The 19146-nt window shown below is 25.7% G+C and carries 18 protein-coding genes; 15 read left to right on the top strand and 3 right to left on the bottom strand.

The features are described from left to right. Window positions 1-122 precede the first annotated feature (122 nt). The 12 genes from KGF45_RS13875 (at window position 123) to KGF45_RS20160 (ending at window position 11345) form a co-directional block, all read left to right on the top strand. On the top strand, window positions 123-839 hold the full coding sequence (locus KGF45_RS13875; RefSeq protein ID WP_227829976.1) for a PrsW family intramembrane metalloprotease: 717 nt from the start codon (window positions 123-125) through the stop codon (window positions 837-839). Window positions 840-880: 41 nt separating this feature from the next. Beyond that, window positions 881-2191, top strand: a complete 1311-nt coding sequence (locus tag KGF45_RS13870) for an RsmF rRNA methyltransferase first C-terminal domain-containing protein (RefSeq protein WP_227829975.1) — start codon at window positions 881-883, stop codon at window positions 2189-2191. A 100-nt stretch (window positions 2192-2291) separates the two neighbouring features. Then, window positions 2292-2828, top strand: coding sequence for a signal peptidase I (gene lepB / locus KGF45_RS13865; RefSeq protein WP_227829974.1), 537 nt, complete (start codon window positions 2292-2294; stop codon window positions 2826-2828). Between the two features lie 213 nt (window positions 2829-3041). Beyond that, entirely contained in the window at window positions 3042-3578 is a 537-nt protein-coding gene (gene lepB / locus KGF45_RS13860; protein ID WP_227829973.1) for a signal peptidase I, read from the top strand. A 9-nt stretch (window positions 3579-3587) separates the two neighbouring features. After that, the gene (locus tag KGF45_RS13855; RefSeq protein WP_227829972.1) at window positions 3588-4343 is read left to right on the top strand and encodes a sugar phosphate isomerase/epimerase family protein; all 756 of its coding nucleotides are present in this window, start codon (window positions 3588-3590) and stop codon (window positions 4341-4343) included. 73 nt (window positions 4344-4416) lie between these two features. Continuing rightward, complete coding sequence (locus KGF45_RS13850; protein ID WP_227842754.1) at window positions 4417-6084, top strand: nucleoside kinase; 1668 nt, start codon at window positions 4417-4419, stop codon at window positions 6082-6084. A gap of 345 nt (window positions 6085-6429) precedes the next feature. Then, window positions 6430-7359: a glutaminase A gene (gene glsA, locus KGF45_RS13845; protein WP_227840910.1), complete on the top strand. Its 930-nt coding sequence runs from the start codon at window positions 6430-6432 to the stop codon at window positions 7357-7359. Window positions 7360-7456: 97 nt separating this feature from the next. Continuing rightward, a complete protein-coding gene (locus tag KGF45_RS13840; RefSeq protein ID WP_227433610.1) occupies window positions 7457-8020 on the top strand; it encodes an ArsR/SmtB family transcription factor in 564 nt (187 codons plus the stop codon). 299 nt (window positions 8021-8319) lie between these two features. Then, a complete protein-coding gene (locus tag KGF45_RS13835) occupies window positions 8320-9156 on the top strand; it encodes a deoxyribonuclease IV (RefSeq protein ID WP_227842753.1) in 837 nt (278 codons plus the stop codon). Between the two features lie 300 nt (window positions 9157-9456). Further along, window positions 9457-10452: an aldo/keto reductase gene (locus tag KGF45_RS13830; RefSeq protein ID WP_227842752.1), complete on the top strand. Its 996-nt coding sequence runs from the start codon at window positions 9457-9459 to the stop codon at window positions 10450-10452. Between the two features lie 291 nt (window positions 10453-10743). Further along, window positions 10744-10908 (top strand): transposase, encoded by a 165-nt coding sequence (locus KGF45_RS20165; protein ID WP_304521572.1) that lies wholly within the window; start codon window positions 10744-10746, stop codon window positions 10906-10908. 113 nt (window positions 10909-11021) lie between these two features. Then, window positions 11022-11345, top strand: a complete 324-nt coding sequence (locus KGF45_RS20160; protein WP_255287876.1) for a transposase — start codon at window positions 11022-11024, stop codon at window positions 11343-11345. 744 nt (window positions 11346-12089) lie between these two features. Here KGF45_RS20160 and KGF45_RS13820 read toward each other — a convergent pair. The 3 genes from KGF45_RS13820 to KGF45_RS13810 form a co-directional block, all read right to left on the bottom strand. Continuing rightward, a complete protein-coding gene (locus KGF45_RS13820; RefSeq protein ID WP_227829967.1) occupies window positions 12090-12257 on the bottom strand; it encodes a hypothetical protein in 168 nt (55 codons plus the stop codon). A gap of 570 nt (window positions 12258-12827) precedes the next feature. Next, complete coding sequence (locus KGF45_RS13815) at window positions 12828-13034, bottom strand: helix-turn-helix transcriptional regulator (RefSeq protein ID WP_227829966.1); 207 nt, start codon at window positions 13032-13034, stop codon at window positions 12828-12830. Between the two features lie 4 nt (window positions 13035-13038). Further along, a complete protein-coding gene (locus tag KGF45_RS13810) occupies window positions 13039-13350 on the bottom strand; it encodes a DUF6442 family protein (protein WP_227829965.1) in 312 nt (103 codons plus the stop codon). 619 nt (window positions 13351-13969) lie between these two features. Between KGF45_RS13810 and KGF45_RS13805 the strand changes: the two genes are divergently transcribed. From KGF45_RS13805 to KGF45_RS13795, 3 genes are all read left to right on the top strand, one after another. Further along, window positions 13970-15748, top strand: coding sequence for an ABC transporter ATP-binding protein (locus KGF45_RS13805; protein WP_227842751.1), 1779 nt, complete (start codon window positions 13970-13972; stop codon window positions 15746-15748). Then, on the top strand, window positions 15726-18800 hold the full coding sequence (locus KGF45_RS13800; protein ID WP_227842750.1) for a lantibiotic dehydratase: 3075 nt from the start codon (window positions 15726-15728) through the stop codon (window positions 18798-18800). The genes KGF45_RS13805 and KGF45_RS13800 overlap by 23 nt, the downstream gene beginning before the upstream one ends. Before the next feature lie 64 nt (window positions 18801-18864). Beyond that, window positions 18865-19074: a hypothetical protein gene (locus tag KGF45_RS13795; RefSeq protein ID WP_227830321.1), complete on the top strand. Its 210-nt coding sequence runs from the start codon at window positions 18865-18867 to the stop codon at window positions 19072-19074. Window positions 19075-19146: the final 72 nt, after the last annotated feature.

Genomic DNA, 19146 nt, shown 5'->3' with positions numbered 1-19146 from the left:
AAAATAGAAATATAGAAAAAAATAAATTAAAAGTAAGTGTATATTTAAAACACAAATAAACTAAAAATAAGAAGTAATTATAAAACATAAATGAATTAAAAACTTTGAAAGGAAAATTACCTATGAAGCTGGATTTATTTTTATTGGCAGTAGTACCTATATTAATAGGTATGTTTTGGATAAGATCTAAAGATAAATATTGTAGAGAACCGTTAATCCATTTAATTAAATTTTTTATGATAGGTGCTTTTTTAAGTGTTATAATTATTCTTTTAGAAAATCTATTAATGAAATTTAATGTATTTGAAGGATATTCAGAATTATTATATGTATCATTTATAGTTGCAGGTCTTGTGGAAGAAGGTGTAAAAGCTTTAATACTAATCCCTTCATTGATTAAAGAAAAGCATTTTACTGAAAAACTAGATGGTATTATTTATTCTGTATTTTTATCTTTAGGATTTGCAACAATTGAAAATATAGTTTATATTTTCTCTGAAAGTAGAAATTTAGCACTACAGGTTGGTATTAATAGAGCAGTTATCTCCATTCCAGCACATGTAATGTTTGCTATTACTATGGGATATTATATTTCTAAGTATAAGTTTGAGGGGAATGAAAGTAAGAAACGTGAATACTTATTTATGGCTGTATTAATTCCGATTTTATTACATGGAGTTTTTGATTTTATATTGATGATAGAATATAGATGGGCTATTATATTATTTATAGTTTATGTAATAATTTTGTGGAAGATAAATCTCGATAAACTTGAAAAATATATGAATAACTCTAAAAAAGTGTTTTTTGGAAACTTAAAGAAAAAGAAAAGAAAATAAATGACGAACAAGCAAAGCAGATAAAAAGGGGGATTATAAATTTGGCAAATTTACCAAAAGAATTTTTAGAAGATATTAGAGAAATACTACAAGATGAATATGATGATTTTATAAAAAGTTATGATGAAGAAAAGACTACTGGTCTTAGAATAAATACATTAAAAATTGACAAAGAAAAATTATTGAATTTAGATTTATTTGATTTATATCAGATACCATGGGCAGATGAAGGTTTTTATTATGATGATAAAATTAATAGACCTGGTAGAAATCCATTACATGAGTCTGGAGCATATTATTTGCAAGAGCCTTCTGCAATGAGTGTAATACCAAAAGCAGATATTAAAGAAGGAGATAAGGTACTTGATATGTGTGCCGCACCTGGTGGCAAATCTACATATATATTATCTAAATTAAAAAACACAGGTTTATTGGTTTCTAATGAGATTAATGCGAGTAGAATTAAAGCTCTAGGAGAAAATTTAGAACGATTTGGGGCAAGAAATTGTATTATAACAAATACTGATTCTAATAGCTTAAGAAAGGCATTTAATGGGTATTTTGATAAGGTGATTATAGATGCACCTTGTTCTGGTCAAGGAATGTTTAGAAAAGATGAAGTGGCCATCTTAGATTGGAGTCATGCAAAAGTACTTGAATGCCAATCTATTCAAAAAGAGATTATAAGAGATGGATATAAAATGTTAAAGAAAGATGGTATTTTAATTTACTCAACATGTACTTTTTCAAAAGAGGAAAATGAACATGTTATAAATGAGTTTATCAGTGAACATCCACATGCAGAACTTGTTGAGATGGAAAGGCTATGGCCTCATAAAATAAAGGGAGAAGGTCATTTTGTAGCCAAGATAAAAAAATTAGAAGAAGAAGAAAGTAATGTAAAAGAATTAAAAATAAAAAATTTAGATAAAGAAATAAAGGATTATAGGGAGTTTGAAAAGAAATTTTTAAAGACTGATTTTTATAGCAATAAAAAAAATAAATTTTATTTAAGAGGGGAAAACTTGTACCTACTTCCTGAAATATATCCAGATACAAAAAAACTAAAAGTATTGAGATACGGTTTGCATTTAGGGGTTTTAAAGAAGAATAGATTTGAGCCTTCTCATGCATTATCTCATTACTTAAAAGTTGAAGATGTAAAAAACGTTGAAAACTTTAGTGTACAAAGCGAATCAATTCTTAAATATTTAAAAGGGGATGTTATAAATTCTAATGAAAGTAGAGGGTGGGTTTTGGTCTCGGTTGAAGATATACCTTTAGGTTGGGGAAAAGAATCTGCTGGAGTAATTAAGAATCATTACCCTAAAGGTCTTAGAAAAGTATTTTAAACTATTAGAAAAAAGAAGTATAATATTTATATTGTAAGTTTATGGTAGATTAGTTTTGCTGTAGATTGACTTAATATTGAACACAGAGGAGACGATTTTAGTGGGTGAAGCAGTTAAAAAAGAAGTTGTAGAGTGGATAAAAGTGATTGTCATAGCTCTTGTTTTGGCATTTGCAATAACGCGTTTTATAGTGCCAACAATAGTTAAAGGAGAATCAATGTATCCTACGCTTGTAGAACGCGATTATTTGATAGTCAATAGAATTGCGTACAAAGTAGGAGAGCCAAAATACAAAGATATAATAGTATTCAAAACCGACTTAACAGAAGAAAATGGAAAGAAAAAAGATTTAGTAAAAAGAGTTATCGGGGTTCCTGGTGACCATGTAAAGATAAAAGACTCCAAGGTATATGTAAATGATAAATTGTTAGATGAGGCTTCCTATATACATAATAATCGTACTGATGGAGATATTGATATTGTAGTTCCAGAAGGAAAATTATTTGCGATGGGAGACAATAGAGAAAGAAGTTTAGATAGTAGATACGATGAGGTTGGATTGGTCGACGAGCACACCGTTTTAGGAAAAGTTCTAGTCAGATTGTATCCATTTTCTAAGATAGGGACTATTGACTAAACATTATAAATATAAAATTTGGAGCAATCGCTGATTAACTGAAATCACCAGACCATACACAATAGTTGTCTATATTATGATTTGTATAAAAGTATTTACTAAAAAATTTATATACAAATAGACAACACCTTATTTAGTAGACTTATCTAAAAGATAGTGTTTAAAAGTAGCATTATCAATAAAGATAATATAACTATAAAGGAGAATTTGTGAATGAATGAAACTATTAAAGAAGAGATTGTAGAGTGGATAAAAATAATTATTACTGCACTTTTTTTGGCATTTATTATAACTCGCTTTATAAAACCAACATTAGTAAATGGAGAATCAATGTACCCAACACTTAAACCACACGATTACTTAGTGGCAAATAGAATGACATATAAATTATCAGAACCAAAATGTGGAGATATAATGATATTTAAGACTGATTTGTTACAAGATAATGGAAGAAAAAAAGAGCTAGTAAAAAGGGTTATAGGTGTACCAGGTGACCATTTAAAAATTAAAGATTCTAAGGTTTATATAAATGGTAAGTTATTAAATGAAGTTTCATATATACATGATAATTATACTGAAGGCGATATTGATATGGTGATTCCTCAAGGTAAAGTATTTGCTATGGGAGATAATAGAGAAGTAAGTTTAGATAGTAGGTATAAAGAAGTGGGATTAGTGGATGAACAGAATATTAAAGGAAAAGTTATTGTAAGAGTGTTTCCTTTTACACAAATAGGTATTTTTGAGTAGGTGATTTGTATGGCAGTTGGTGTGGCATCTTTATTGTTTAATATTGAAGATGCTTTAAAGCTTTGTGAAAGTACAAAGGAAATAACTCATTTGGAAATTGGTATTGATAATATATCTGAATGTAGTGAGTTATGTAAATATAAGCAGAGAATTTCTAAACTAGGGTTGTCTATAGGAATACACTTACCTATGGAATTAAACACTTGTGAAAATATAGAATATATACGAGCTTCGTGGATAAGTTTTATTGAGAAGATAGAATTAGAGCTAAAAGGATTTGATATAAGGTACTTTAATCTTCATTTGGGTTATATTATGACAAATAGACTTAAAAAGAATAGGGACAAGTATTTAGATAATAGTGTGGATTTTTTAAATAAGATAAATACAGATTCATATATTTGTATAGAGAATACTTATTCAAAAGGTGGCGATTTTTCAAATATTGGAAATATATCCTATGATTTTGAATATATATTTAAGAGGATTAAAAATTCTAAGATTTGTTTTTGTTACGATACTGGACACTGTTTAATTGATGAGGATGATTATTTAAATAACTTGAAAGATAAGATAAAATTGATACACTTAAGTGATAATGATGGTATCAATGATATACATGTTGGTATAGGAAGAGGTATTTTATCTGAAGAGAGTGTTAAAGAGGTTTTAAAATTAGATGCAGAATATTTAGTATTAGAAATAAATTATGAAGACATTGAAGATACTATAAGTAAATTGAATCATATTGTAGGAGAGGGTTAAATACCTCTCTTTATCTTGTTGATATGCCTCGTTGATTAAAATGTATATTCATCAAAAGGAAGGAGATGTTGAAGTGAAGAAAATAAATTTAAAAATAGACGGAAGAAATAAGGAGTATTCATTAGACGAAAATTCTTTGGGAATTAGACTAGGAGATATAGCAAAAGAGTTTTGCGATGAACATAAAGGATATATAACACTTGCAGTTGTAGATAATAAACTGAAAGAGCTAAATTGTAGAGTGAATAAGGATTGTGAGATAGAGTTTTTAGATACTACAAATGAAGATGGAGAAAGAGTTTACTTTAGAGTCATGTCATTTGTGTTTGTGATGGCTTGCAGAGAGATATTTTGGGACAGCAGAGTTACAATAGAACATTCACTATCTGGTGGACTATATTGTGAAGTTCATATAGAGAGAAAACTTAAAGAAGTTGATATTGAAAATATAAAAAATAAAATGCAAGAGATAATAAATAATGACTACATTATAGAAAAAATAGAAGTTACGAGGGATGAAGCTATTTCTATATTTGAAAATAATGAGATGTATGAAAAAGCAGAGCTTTTGAAATACAAGGAATATGATAGCGCTAAAGTATATAAATGTAGAAACTATATAGACCATTTTTATGGATATATGTTGCCATCAACTGGTTATATAAAATCGTTTGATATCATACTTTACAATGGAGGCATTATAATTTTAGGGCCTAGTGAAGAAGATAAGACTCTTCCTATGAAATTTATACCTCAACCTAAGCTATCAAATGTATATTATGAAGCAGAAGAATGGTCAAGACTCATGGGAATTGATAAGGTAGTATCACTTAACAGAATAATAGAAAATAATGAATATGGAGATATAATAAGAACATTTGAAGCATTACATGAAAAGAAACTATCTCAAATAGCAGATATGATAAAAGATAACAATAAGAGAGTAGTTTTAATAGCAGCTCCATCCTCATCTGGAAAAACAAGCTTTGCTCATAGACTATCAATACATCTTAGAGTAAATAACTTAAATCCGATTTCAATATCTTTAGATGATTATTTTATAGATAGAAAACATACTCCTTTAGATGAATATGGAAACTATGATTTTGAGTCAATTTATGCTATAGATTTAGAGAGATTCAACTTAGATTTAAATAAACTTTTAGCAGGTGAAGAAATTGAGGATATAAGGTTTAACTTTAAAGCTGGAGCAAGGGAGTATACTGGCAAAAAGATAAAGATAGACTCAAATCAACCAATTATATTAGAAGGTATACATGGGTTAAATCCTATTTTAACAGCATCTATACCAGATGAAGATAAATTTAAGATATACATAAGTGCCCTTACTCAAATAAATTTAGATGACCATAATAGAATTCCTACTGCTGATTTGAGAATGATAAGAAGAATTGTTAGAGATTATAATTTTAGAGGATATAGTGCTGATAATACTATTTTGCAATGGGCATCAGTTAGAAGAGGAGAAAAGAAAAACATATTCCCTTATCAAGATGAAGCAGATGCTATATTTAATTCCGCCTGTGTGTATGAATTAGCGGTTTTAAAGCGATTTGCTAAGCCTCTATTGGAAGAAATAGATGAAGATAATCCTGCTTATATTGAAGCGACTAGATTATTAAAGTTTTTACAGTACTTTGTTGAACTAGATGATATTTCTGATATACCAGGAACTTCAATCCTTAGGGAATTTATTGGAGGAAGTAAAATAGTTGATTAGCATGTATTATTGATTATTTTATTGTACTCATATTGAACTAAATATTTTCTTAGAGATACTGAATAATCTATGGTTTGTATTTTAAATAATATTGATGGAGTATTAAAGTGAAAATTCTATTTAGTTATCAAAAATTCTTTGTTTTGTGAGAATTAGTATAGATAATAAATACTGTTTAACTTTAATACTCCTTTTATAATATTATGATATTTTTTATAATATGCTTGAAAAATAAAGTTAAGTTTGCAAAAAATAGTTTTAAAGTATAATTTTTTTTAACACTGTTTTATTATAGTATAAACTTGTGCTAAAATAGAGTATATAACATAAGATGATGAGGTGCATATGAATACGTTAGATGAGACATTATTAAAAGAAATTATAAGTTCTAATAAAAAATATACAAATTATGGACAAGTTGCTAGTTACATACCAGAATTAAAAAATGCTCGTAGAAATGATTTAGGAATTTGTATTATAGATAGTGAAAATAACCTTTATAGTGCTGGAAATTGTAGCACGAAATTTACTATACAAAGCATTTCAAAACCAATTGTGCTTGCAATGGCACTTATGGACAATGACTGGGAAGACGTTTTTTCAAATGTTGGAATGGAGCCAAGTGGAGACCCATTTAATTCTATAATGAAACTTGAGATTAATGATACTAAAAAGCCTTGTAACCCAATGATAAATGCAGGAGCAATAGTTACCACTTCTCTTATAAATGGGAGCTGTTTGGAAGAAAAAGAAGAAAGAATGCTTAGTTTTTTTAGAAAGTTGGCAAAAAATGATAATATAGGAATAAATTATGATGTCTATAAGTCTGAAAAAATGACTGGAGATAGAAATAGAGCTATGGCTTATCTGTTAAAAAGTGATGGATTTATCAGAGGTAATGTAGAAGATGTTTTAGACCTTTATTTTAAACAATGCTCAATTGAAGTGGATTCTATAGATTTAGCGAGAATTGGTATAAATCTTGCTAATTATGGAGTAGACATAGAAAATGGAGAGCATTTAATGAGTGAAATGGTATCTAGAATTGTCAAAACCTTTATGATGACTTGTGGAATGTATGATGCTTCTGGGGAATTTGCTATTAAAGTTGGAATTCCTGCAAAATCTGGAGTTGGGGGTGGTATAATGGCTTCTGTGCCAGGACGTATGGGTATTGGTGTTTATGGACCTGCACTTGACAAAAAAGGTAACAGCGTCGCAGGAGTTAAAGTTTTAGAGGAGTTGTCAAATAAACTCAGATTAAATATTTTTTAAAATTTTAAGAAAGGATTTTTTTGACAACAACATATAATTTAATATATAATTAAATTGTAAAGAAATATGAATTAAATAAATTTTTTAGGAGGGGTCAATGAAAGAGGTATTGGTATTACGAGATTTGGAGTGCATAAAGGCTATTGCACATCCACGTAGAATAGATATTCTAAAAGCATTTGACAAATCGCCATTGTCAGCAAAACAATTATCTCAATTATTGGAAGAACCTCATGCAAAAATAAACTACCACATAAAAATGTTATACAAAGTTGGTATTTTAGAATTAGTTGAGGAAAAAATAAAGTCGGGGATTGTGGAAAAATATTATTATCCAAGTGCAAAAAATGTGGTTATAGGGAACAGGATACTTAATTTTTCTTTAGACAATGGGGAAGAAAAAGAAGAATTGTACATATCAAGATTTGAAAATATGAGTGAAGTTTTTTATAAAGCAGCAGAGGAAGATGTTTTAGAAAATGAAAATATAGTTGATTATCATGATATTTCTCTTACTCATGATGAATTAGTTGAACTTAATGACACTATGAAATCAAAGATAGATGAAATTTTAAATAAAAGACAAGACAGCGTTGAAGGTTCTAAGTATGATATAGCTATGGTTGTAGTTCCTACAGTTGAAGAAGAATGTCCTAATTAGAATCATTAATTATGTATTAATTATAAAACATAAGATTAGAGATTGAACATCAGAATTTACTTAATAATCAAAAAATACTTTTGAGCATGAGTAAAATAATGATTTTTAGTCTCTATTTTTTTATGCTATTAGAGTGAATAAATATGCTCTTTGAAATTTATCAAAATGGGTATAATTAAACTATAAATATTAAAATTTATAATTAATCTATACGAAATTAATTATAGTTATACTAAAATCAATACTTACTTATTAAAAGTTTAAAAATTAAAATTATATATAAATAAAAGGAGATTAATATGATTAAATTAGGAACACATATTTCAATAGCAAAAGGATTTGCAAAGGCAGCTGAAACAGCTGTGTATATTGGTGCAAATACATTTCAATTTTTTAGTAGAAACCCAAGAGGAGGAAATGCTAAAGCATTTGATGAAAAAGATATAGCTAAATTTCAAGAGATTAGAAAAGCAAACAATTTTGCACCATTACTTGCACATGCTCCATATACTATGAATCTAGGTGGAGTGAAGGATGATGTTTATGAATTCGCAACACGAGTAATAGATGAAGACATAAGAAGAATGGACTCACTAGGTATAGAATACATGTGTTTTCACCCTGGAAGTCATGTAGGCGGTGGAGTAGACTTTGGTATAGATAGAATAGTAAAAGGGCTAAACAATGCTATTAAAGGAGATGAAAATATAACGATACTCCTTGAAACAATGTCAGGAAAGGGAACTGAAATAGGATTTAGTTTTGAGCAGTTAAAGAGCATAATAGATAATATCGAACATAAAGAAAGAATAGGTGTGTGTCTTGATACATGTCATATTTTTTCAGCTGGTTATGATATAGTTAATGATTTGGATGGAGTTTTAGAGGAATTCGACAAGGTTATAGGTATAGATAGATTAAAAACTATACATCTAAATGATAGTATGATGCCATTTGGAGATAAAAAAGATAGACATGCTGCAATAGGTGAAGGTAAGATAGGACTAAAAGCTTTAACTGATTTTATGGAACATCCAAGCATTAAAGATTTGCCATTTTTCTTAGAAACACCTTTTGATGATGAAGGTCATAAGATAGAGATTAAGATGATTAAAGAAATTTTATCTAGTAAATAATATTTTAATGTGATGTAGATAGTATTTTGATTTGATATAAATAATATTTTGATGCTATGTAGATTAAATTTAGATTAGAAGTTAGTGAAATATAGATTGGTATATTATGAAGCATATTAAATGAAATCTTGATTTAATATAAAAGAGTATATTATAAACTATATAAATGAACTTGATAATATGTGTATATATTGTGAATAGTATATAAATAGATTGCAAAAATTCTCATAATTTGTTGTATAATTAAAAGTAACATATTGATAATGTGTAAAATTAATTAAAAGTTAGGTGGGGAAGGTTATGAGAAATTTAGGCAAAACTAGTATGAAGATAAAAAGAGTCGGTTTTGGGGGAATTCCAATACAAAGAATTACACAAGAAGATACTAATTTAGTTATAAATGAGCTAGAAAAACAAGGCATAAACTTTATTGATAGCGCGAGGGGATATACAATAAGTGAAGAAGCGATTGGAATTGCTATAGAAGGAAAAAGAGATAAATTTTTTCTAGCTACTAAAAGTATGTCTAGAGATTATGATTCAATGAAGAGAGATGTGGAAATAAGTTTAAATAACTTTAAAACTGATTTTATAGATTTATATCAATTCCACAATGTTAAAGAAGAAGAGTATGACAATCTTTTTAAAGGTAAAACAGCTTATAATGCTCTTTTAGAAGCAAAAGAACAAGGTAAGATAAAACATATTGGTATAACTAGTCATAACTTAAATACTATAGAAAAAGCTTTAGAAAGTGGCAAATTTGATACTATACAATTTCCTTACAATATAGTTGAAGGACAAGCAGACGAGGTATTTAAAAAAGCTCATGAAAAAGGAATTGGTATAATAGTAATGAAACCTTTAGCTGGTGGAGCTTTAGATAATGCTACATTGGCTATTAAATATATATTGTCTAAGGACTATATAGATGTGGTTATACCAGGAATGGATAGTGTTGAGCAAGTTAGACAAAATGTCGCTGTGCTTGAAAATCTTGTATTAGATGAGAATGATGAGAAAGCAATTGAAGAAATAAGAAATTCTCTAGGTAAAAAATTCTGTAGAAGATGTGAATATTGTATGCCTTGTGCTGTTGGAATAAATATACCTTTAAGCTTCTTATGTGAAGGATATTACACTAGATATGGATTAGAGGAGTGGGCTAAGGAAAAATACGAAGTTATGGATGTTAAACCTACTGAATGTATTGACTGCGGGCTTTGTGAGAGTCGATGTCCATATGAACTTCCAATAAGAGAAATGTTAAAGACTGTTGTTGAAAAGTTAGGATAGATTTTACTTATTGAAATCGGTGTAATGTAGAATAATTTGTGCTTCAAGATTAATAAAAAGCTTCTTTATGGCAATGATTTAAATATAATCAAATGTCATAAAGAAGCTTTTTTATGAATACTTTAGAAAACAATTAGTCAAATAAATTATACCAGATGGAGAATTTATAAAATCTAGAGATATATTACAAGAGATGTTAGAGCAAGAAATGGCATTAGAACTAGGTTATGAAAATGGTGACAACCATAATAAGAATACAAGTAACAGAAGAAATGGATATAGCAAAAAACTATAAAGTCACAATTTGGAGATTTACAACTAGATGTTCCAAGAGGCAGAGATAATGACTTTAATCTAATAGTCGTTCCTAAAAACATTAGAGATACCTCAGGAATCGAAGGAAAAATAATATCACTTTATGCAAGAGGTATGTCAACAAGAGATATACATGACTAAATATTAGATTTATGTGGTATAGAAATTTCAACTGATAATACAACAAATGTTGTAATTCAAGAACTAAAGAATGGCAAAATAGACCCCTTAAACAAGTTTATCCTTTTGTATTTATGGATGCAATTCATTATAAAGTAAGATATGATGGAAAAATAAAAAATAAAGCTGCATATGTGATTTTAGGAGTAAATAAGGATGGTTTCAAAGATATTTTAGGAATATGGATAGGTGAAAACGAAAAATCAAAGTTTTGGTATAGTGTTTTAACGGATTCAAAAAATAGAGAAGTTAAAGATGTACTGATTTTCAGTTTTGATGGATTAAATGGCTTTAAAGAGGCGATAGTTGCAAGTTATCCTAATTCTGTAATACAAAAATGTATAATCCATCAGATAAGAAACACTTTTAAATATATTTCATACAAAGATTCAAAATAATTAATAAGTGATTTTAAATCTGTATATAAGGCAGTTAATGAACAAGAAGCTTCGTCAACTTTAGATAAAATAGATGAAAAAGGTGGTAAGCAGTATCCTTAAGCAATTAAAATTTGGAGAAATAACTGGGATGGTATATACAATCAGTTATCCATATTTTTTGATAATAGAATATAATTTTTAAAAATCATATTCTAAAAATTTGCCATAATAGATATGGTTTCCAAAAATATTTAGGAATATCCAAATATATATATTTTACAATTTATTAAAATAAAATTCATATATTGGGAAACATTAATAGTAAATAAACAATTGTGCTATAAAGCGAAAATTATCTTTAGAAGCACAAATTAATTTACAATTTCGTTTAAAATCAGTGATTATTCAAAAGATCTTACATTTATATTTAAAAATGACGAAAATATTATTCAAAAAAATAATGAACTTGAAAGATAGTCAATTTTCTTATAAAATAAATAGGTACAGATTAAGAGAGTATACAGTATCTACTTTCTTAATCTGTATAAAAAAATATTTAGATATATAAAATAACTACTATTTTAGTGTTAATACTAATTAGACTTTATTTCATATTTTCGTTTTTATCCATATAAATGCTTACTATCCCACTCTTTATGTCTTGTTTAAAATTGTAAACTAAAGCTTTGAAAATTCGATCTCTAGAATAAAATCTTACTATATCATATTTCTTGTCAAGAGTTTCAGTATGTGAGGAATTTTTTATTGTAAAACTAACCTTTGCATCTTTTTTAAAAACCAATTTCCATTTTTATGCATATCTACATAGTATCCAATATCAGTGTATTTTCGAATATCTGAACGCTTACACTGTTTCGTAATAGTATCTGATGATTTATATTCTACAAAGTCAATCTCACATTTTTCCATACAAAATTCCTCATTTGTTATATTTTTTCAAGAATAGTCAAGAAATCTCCCTATTAAAGATACAGATTATTATTTTTGGTAGTTTATCACACTTGCAAAATAAAAATAGTTTATTTTACCATAATCCTGTGAACGCTTAATTTACAAAATACAAAATGAACAGATTGAAATTTAATAATATTACAGTTCGGAGAAAACAGTGTTTAACCATATATAAGATAGAGTGCATATGTGTAAAAATGGAGTATAGGTAATTAGATGCTATAGTTGCTTTTTACTTTAATCTTTTTTACTTCTTTAAATCTTTATACAATTCTTTGGCTAAGTTTTACATTATAGATTATAGAAGTTTTTATTCTTAAATAATTTAGAGAAAGATTTCATTTGTTCCATATAACAAGCTTAAGCAATTTTTTCAAATTCTTTATGGAATATATTATTCTCAAATATCTCATAATCATTCTTCACAGCCTATTTTTTATTATTCCTTATATATACAACTATATAACCTTTTTATTTAAATTACACATATTACATAGAATTTTTGGTAATAATATAACTTTACTATAATTAAAAATAGAATAATTTTTCAAATTTTTTATCTAAAGCTATACACAAAATAAGTGCTAGTCTTGCTGTTGGATTGAACTTTCCTGTTTCTATTGAACTAATAGTGTTCCTTGACACACCAACTAATTCAGCTAATTGGCTCTGAGATAAATTTATTTCTTCTCTAGCTGCTTTTAAGTTATTTTTTAATACTAATTCTTTTTTCATTTGACTACCTCAATGATAATAGTACAAAATTAATTAATGAAAAAATAGTACCGATTGTACCTATAATTCCAACAATAATATAAGATTTTTTATGTGTAAATGGATATTTTGAAATAGTCTCAGCAGCTAAAAATGCCCAAAATAATGAAGATGCAGCATAACTTTCTTGTCCTACATAAGCATTAAATAGAATGATAAAAACGTATATACAACAGAATACAAAATATCCTACAGATCTTCCTTTATTTTGTATATATTTTATACCTTCATCATTATTTGATTGGCGGCTCTTTTTTAAAATTTCCTCTTTATTCATTTAATAAACCTCCTTTTATATATGCCAAGTTTACTTGGTATTAATATTATTATAGCATGACAAGTTTTATTGTCAAGACTGAAAATAAATTAAAATATAGATTAAGACATTAAGTGTTTGAAGAAGAAAGGAATTAGTAGATAGACATCTATTTACTAGTACAATTTAATCAGAAGGTATAAAAATTATAGTATTTTACTAATTTATGTTAAATGATAAAATAAATTATATTAAAAAAATATTATAATTTTGCTATTTTAAATAACAAAATTATAAATTTAATAGCAATAATTTTTTGAAATATATATTAATAACATAAAATAATAAATTTTATTATAAATTTTATTGTAAAGTTTGTGTACTATTATGTATAAAAATAAGTGTTGAAATTAGGAAAAACACCTAATATACTAATAATAAATAGAAAATTAATAAAATATATATTATTCATAAACATAAATTAATCCCATATCACATTTGCAAATGTCAAAAAATCATTAATACTTTTTAAAAAGTAATCTACATGTATGATTTATCTCAATTATAATTCAACTTTATGTAACTGCAATTATTAATTAAAATGGAAGTGATAATTATTAAAAATAATAAAATCTTAAAAATGAAGCGAATAATAAAATTAATATTAGATACTGATAAAAAATTTATTTTTATCAGCTTGATTTCTTCAATAATACTATCAATTCTACCATTGTTATCTCTTAATTTAATGCAAGAAATTATAAATTCTTTGCAAATAAGTAATAAAAATATTGAAAAAATATTTGTTATTGTATTTTTATATTTATTTGTAAACTTTTTACTCTTAATAATAGAAACATTTATAGGTTATTATAAAAACAAATTTGAATTAGAGTTCAATTTATGTTTAGATAACTTAATTTTAGAGAAGGCATCTAATCTTTCTTTAAAAGATTTTGAGGATAGTGATGTGTATGATAGATTTAATAGAGCACAAGGAGATATCAATAATAAAATTATATTAATGATAAGCACAATTATTCAAATAATGACTTTACTAATAACCACTATTTTATACATTATAAAATTTATAGGTTTTAATATTTGGATGATACCTTTTATTATAATTATACCTATAATAAAATTTTTCGTTATAAATAAACTCAATATCAAGAAATATAACATCATTAGAAATAGGACAAGTGAGACTAGAAAATCATGGTATTACAGTTATTTAATTACTAATGGAGATGCTTTCAAAGAATTAAAAATTAACAATTTATTTTCATATTTTATAAAAAAATATAATATATACATAAATAAATTTAATAAACAAGACTTAACATTAGAGAAAGAAAGACTGACTAAAATATCACTATTAGATTTTTTAGAAGAATTTATTGATGGCATATTATTTGGAATAATAATATATTTTGGTATAGTTCAAGTTATATTAATAGGTGATGTTATTACATATACAAAACTGATAATGAATATAAAAGATAATATTAAAAATATTTTGAATTTATTTTCAATTTTAAAGCAAAACAGTTTATATATCAACATGTTATTTGAACTTTTAGATATGACAAATGAAGTTGAACTTCAAACAAAAAAGACATTAATAAAGGTAGATTCTATTGAAAAGATTGAATTTAGAAATGTATTTTTTAAGTATAAAAGTAGTCAAGATTATATACTTAAAAATATAAATTTAGTTATGAAAAAGGGTACTTCTTTTGCTATTGTAGGTTTAAATGGTAGTGGAAAAACTACTTTAGGTAAATTAATAATGGGTTACTATTTTGATTATGAAGGAGATATTTTAATCAATGGAGTTGATATCAAAAATATAGATATGGATTCATATAGAGAAAAGTTAGGATTTTTATTTCAAGATTTTTTAAGGTTTGAAGCAACACTTAGAGAAAATATTTATTATGGTAACCTTACTTTAATTAATGATGATATGAAATTAGAAAAAATAATAAATAAGTTTGATTTAAATAAAATTATAGAAGGTGAAATTAATAAATATGATATACAATTGGGATATTGGTTTGACTCTGGAAAACAAATTTCAATGGGACAGTGGCACAGAGTTGCCTTAGCAAGAACTTTTGTCAAAAATGCAGATGTATACCTTTTAGATGAACCTAATTCAAGCCTAGATCCATTTACAGAAAACAACTTATCAAACTTATATACAAAGGTTTTCGAAAATAAGATAGGTATAATAATAACCCATAGATTTATAAATATTGTAAAAAAAGTTGACGAAGTAATTGTTATAGAGAAAGGAAGTATTGTAGAGAAAGGAACACATGAATACTTATTTGAACAAGGAAAATTATATTCAAAACTTTATAAAATACAACTAGAAGGGGAGTTTATTGATGGAGAATGTGAACAGATATAAATGTCATGATATTTTTATGGTAAGAACACCATCTTTACCCATAAATATATATACAGCATTAGATGGATACTATAATGAAAATGTTGAAAATTTAATTCAAGAATACAATTTATATAATTTTTTTGAAGAAAATTTACTTGTATCAAGTAGAAATTTATATGACTCTTTTGAAAAGTATACTATAAAAAAAGAAGAAGGCAAAATAAAAAAAATAAAGAACTACAAAGAAAGTCTTTTGAAATATATAATAAGATCATCATCAAGACCAACACCATTTGGTGGTTTTAGTAAAGTAGGACTAGCACAATTTAGGAATAGTGATATTGGAATAAATATTTCTAAGGATTTAGTAACTAAAAAAGTTAATGTTGACAATTCTTGGCTTCATTTTATAATAAATTCTTTTGAAAATAATATAATAATTTTAAAGCAATTAAACTTAAAAATTAATCCCTTATGTTATAAATATGGAGATAGATTTAAAAATCCTTTTTGTTCTAATTTAGGTAATGAAAAAATTTCTTCAAATAAAAATAATATTAAATATTCAAACTTGATACAGTTAATTAAAGAAGAATTAAAAACGTTTAAAAGTTACGAAAAATTATGTTTAGCAATTGTATCTATGTATGAAGGAATTAATATAAATATTGTTAATGACACTATACTTAAGTTAATAAAAAGTGAGTTTATATTAACTGATTTAAGAATAAATTTATTAACTCATGAACCATTAAAAAAGCTAATATCAAAGCTTGAATTTCTAGAATTAGATGAAAAAAACAAAGAAATCTTATCAAAATTAAAAGAGTTAGATTCTTTAATATTTTTTTATAATAATTATAATTATGATGTTAATAATATTAAGAAAATCTCTTCTATTATGGAGAGTATCCATAAGTCAAATACATATTTAATGTTAAACACTGGTATAAAATTTAATAATAATTCAATTGATATTAATATAAAAAAAGACTTAGAAGAATTTGCAAATATTTTTAAAAATTTATTTATTGAGAAAAAATATGATAATGAATCTGTGGAAGATGATTTTATAGAAAAATATGGACTGAATATAGAAGTACCATTTGTTGACTTTATTGATCCTAATGGTTTTGATGCAATTAAAAGATTTAAACATGTGAATGAGCATAATAAATTAATATATGAAAGAGAGGATATGATCAAACGACTATTAGAGAAAAAGTTAACCTTATCTCAGATTAATCATAGTGACGAAATAATAATAGAGGAAAAAGATATAAAAGATGAAATTAAGCCTAAAACTGAACTGCCAATATCTTTTGATTTAAATGTTTTTATAACTAAAGATGAAATGAATAACTATAATTATTTCGTTGGACCTAATGTAGGAAGTGACGATGGTGGAACTACATTCCAAAGATTTGAAGAGGTATTAGATAAGAAGCTTTTCCAAGAGTATTTAGACATCTATGACAAAAAAAATAAATTAATAGATGATGACTATATAGTATCAGAAATAAGAGAGATAAGCTCAAATGGTAGAATTACTAATATATTTAATAAAACAACAAACTATAATAATTATATTAATTTTGGATTTCCTTCTAATGATAGTGTTGGAGAAATTAATGTGGAAGACTTATCAATAGGCTTAGATGACAACGCTCAATTTTATATTAAATATAAAAATAATAAAAAGATAAAATTTGTACTGGATAATATGTTGAATCCTAGCGTAATAAATGATGTAGCATATATTTTGTATCGTATTTCTAGTAATTACAATAAATGCTTGATACATAGAATATTTATGTTTAATGATATAAGTAGTGTTTATATCCCAAGAGTAAAAATTGGAAAGGTTACGGCTTTTCCAAAAACTTGGATATTAGATTCTGACGATTTTACAGTTAATGATAGCTCAAAATTTATTTTAGAATTAAAAAATTATATTAATAAATTTTCCATTGATAAATATGTTTACTTAAAGAGTGCTGATAATAGATTGTTAATTAATTTGGAAAAAGATGTGTATAGTAATTTGATATTAGCCTCATTAAAGAAATCTAGGTTTGTAGAGCTTTCTGAAGTTGAAACTAATTTAATTGATGGAAGTATGGTGGTAGATGAATGTAATAATAAATATATATCAGAATTTGTTTTTACTTTTATTATAGAAAACTATAAAAAAGCTATACAAATAAACAAAGGTAGAAAAATAATAAGTGAAAATAGATGCTTTAATTTATTTTCAGATGGTTGGGTATATATAAAAGTTTATGGTGTGGGAGATAGAAATTTAGATGTATTAAACTCTATAGAAAATGAGTTAAGGTTTAATCTAGATAAACATTTATTTTTTTTCATTAGATATTTAGACCATACAGGATATCATTTGAGAATAAGATTTAAATTTGAGAGTAAAGAAAGTTCAATAAAAAATATAGGAAAAATTAGTGAGTGGTTAGAAAAAATAGAAAATAGTAGAATGGTTAATAAAGTGATTTTTGATGTTTATGAAAGAGAAACAAATAGATATGGAGGTCTAAATCTTATAAGTAAAGCTGAAGAATTATTTGAATCTGATAGTGAGTTTGTCATATCACTGTTAAATTCTTATAATATCGAAAATAAAGAAGTGTTGGATGAGATATATTTATTTGGAGTTATTTCCATTTTAAAAACTTTAACTAAAGATTTAGATGAATTAAATGAAATATTAATGGATTTTGATAAGTTAGAATATAGGAAGGAATTTCATAAATCAAATAACAAATATGTTAGCTTTGTAGAGAATGTTTTAAAAGACAACTTTGAAGCCTTTGTAAAAGATAAAACTGTTTTAGAAAACTATTTATCTAGAAAAAATAAATTAACTGAATTTAAAGTATTAACTAATAATGAGAAGTCATGCAACAATACTGAAGATAATAAAAATTTATTTTTATCAATATCACACATGTTCTGTAATCGTTTACATGGTGATAGAAACTATGAAGAAAGAATATTATCCTTAGCTCATTTATCAGTCAAAACAATTATTAATCAGAGCAAATATAAACAATAACTTGGTAAGTAGCAAATGCTTTATAATAAAATGGTTACATAAAAAATTGAAAGGATGGTTAGTTATGGGAAAATTTGATGATTTTAATATTGATTTAAGAGAGAATAAAAATGATGCTTTAGTTGATTCAAAAGCAGTACCTCCATCTACTTGGGGATGTGTTATTACTACAGTACAAATATCAATACAAGTTTGTACAAATATTTATTGTGGAGGAAGTGATTCATGCAATTGCAATATGACGAAAATTAGTATATGTGGTAAAAAGAAGTAGTTAATTAAATAAATTTTATAAAGCATTTGTTATTAATATAAGAAATGAATTGATAAATCATAAGTTTTAATT

It is taken from the genome of Clostridioides sp. ZZV14-6154, from assembly GCF_020657785.1.
Lineage (GTDB): Bacteria > Bacillota > Clostridia > Peptostreptococcales > Peptostreptococcaceae > Clostridioides.
This window is presented reverse-complemented; position numbering and strand designations above follow the sequence as displayed.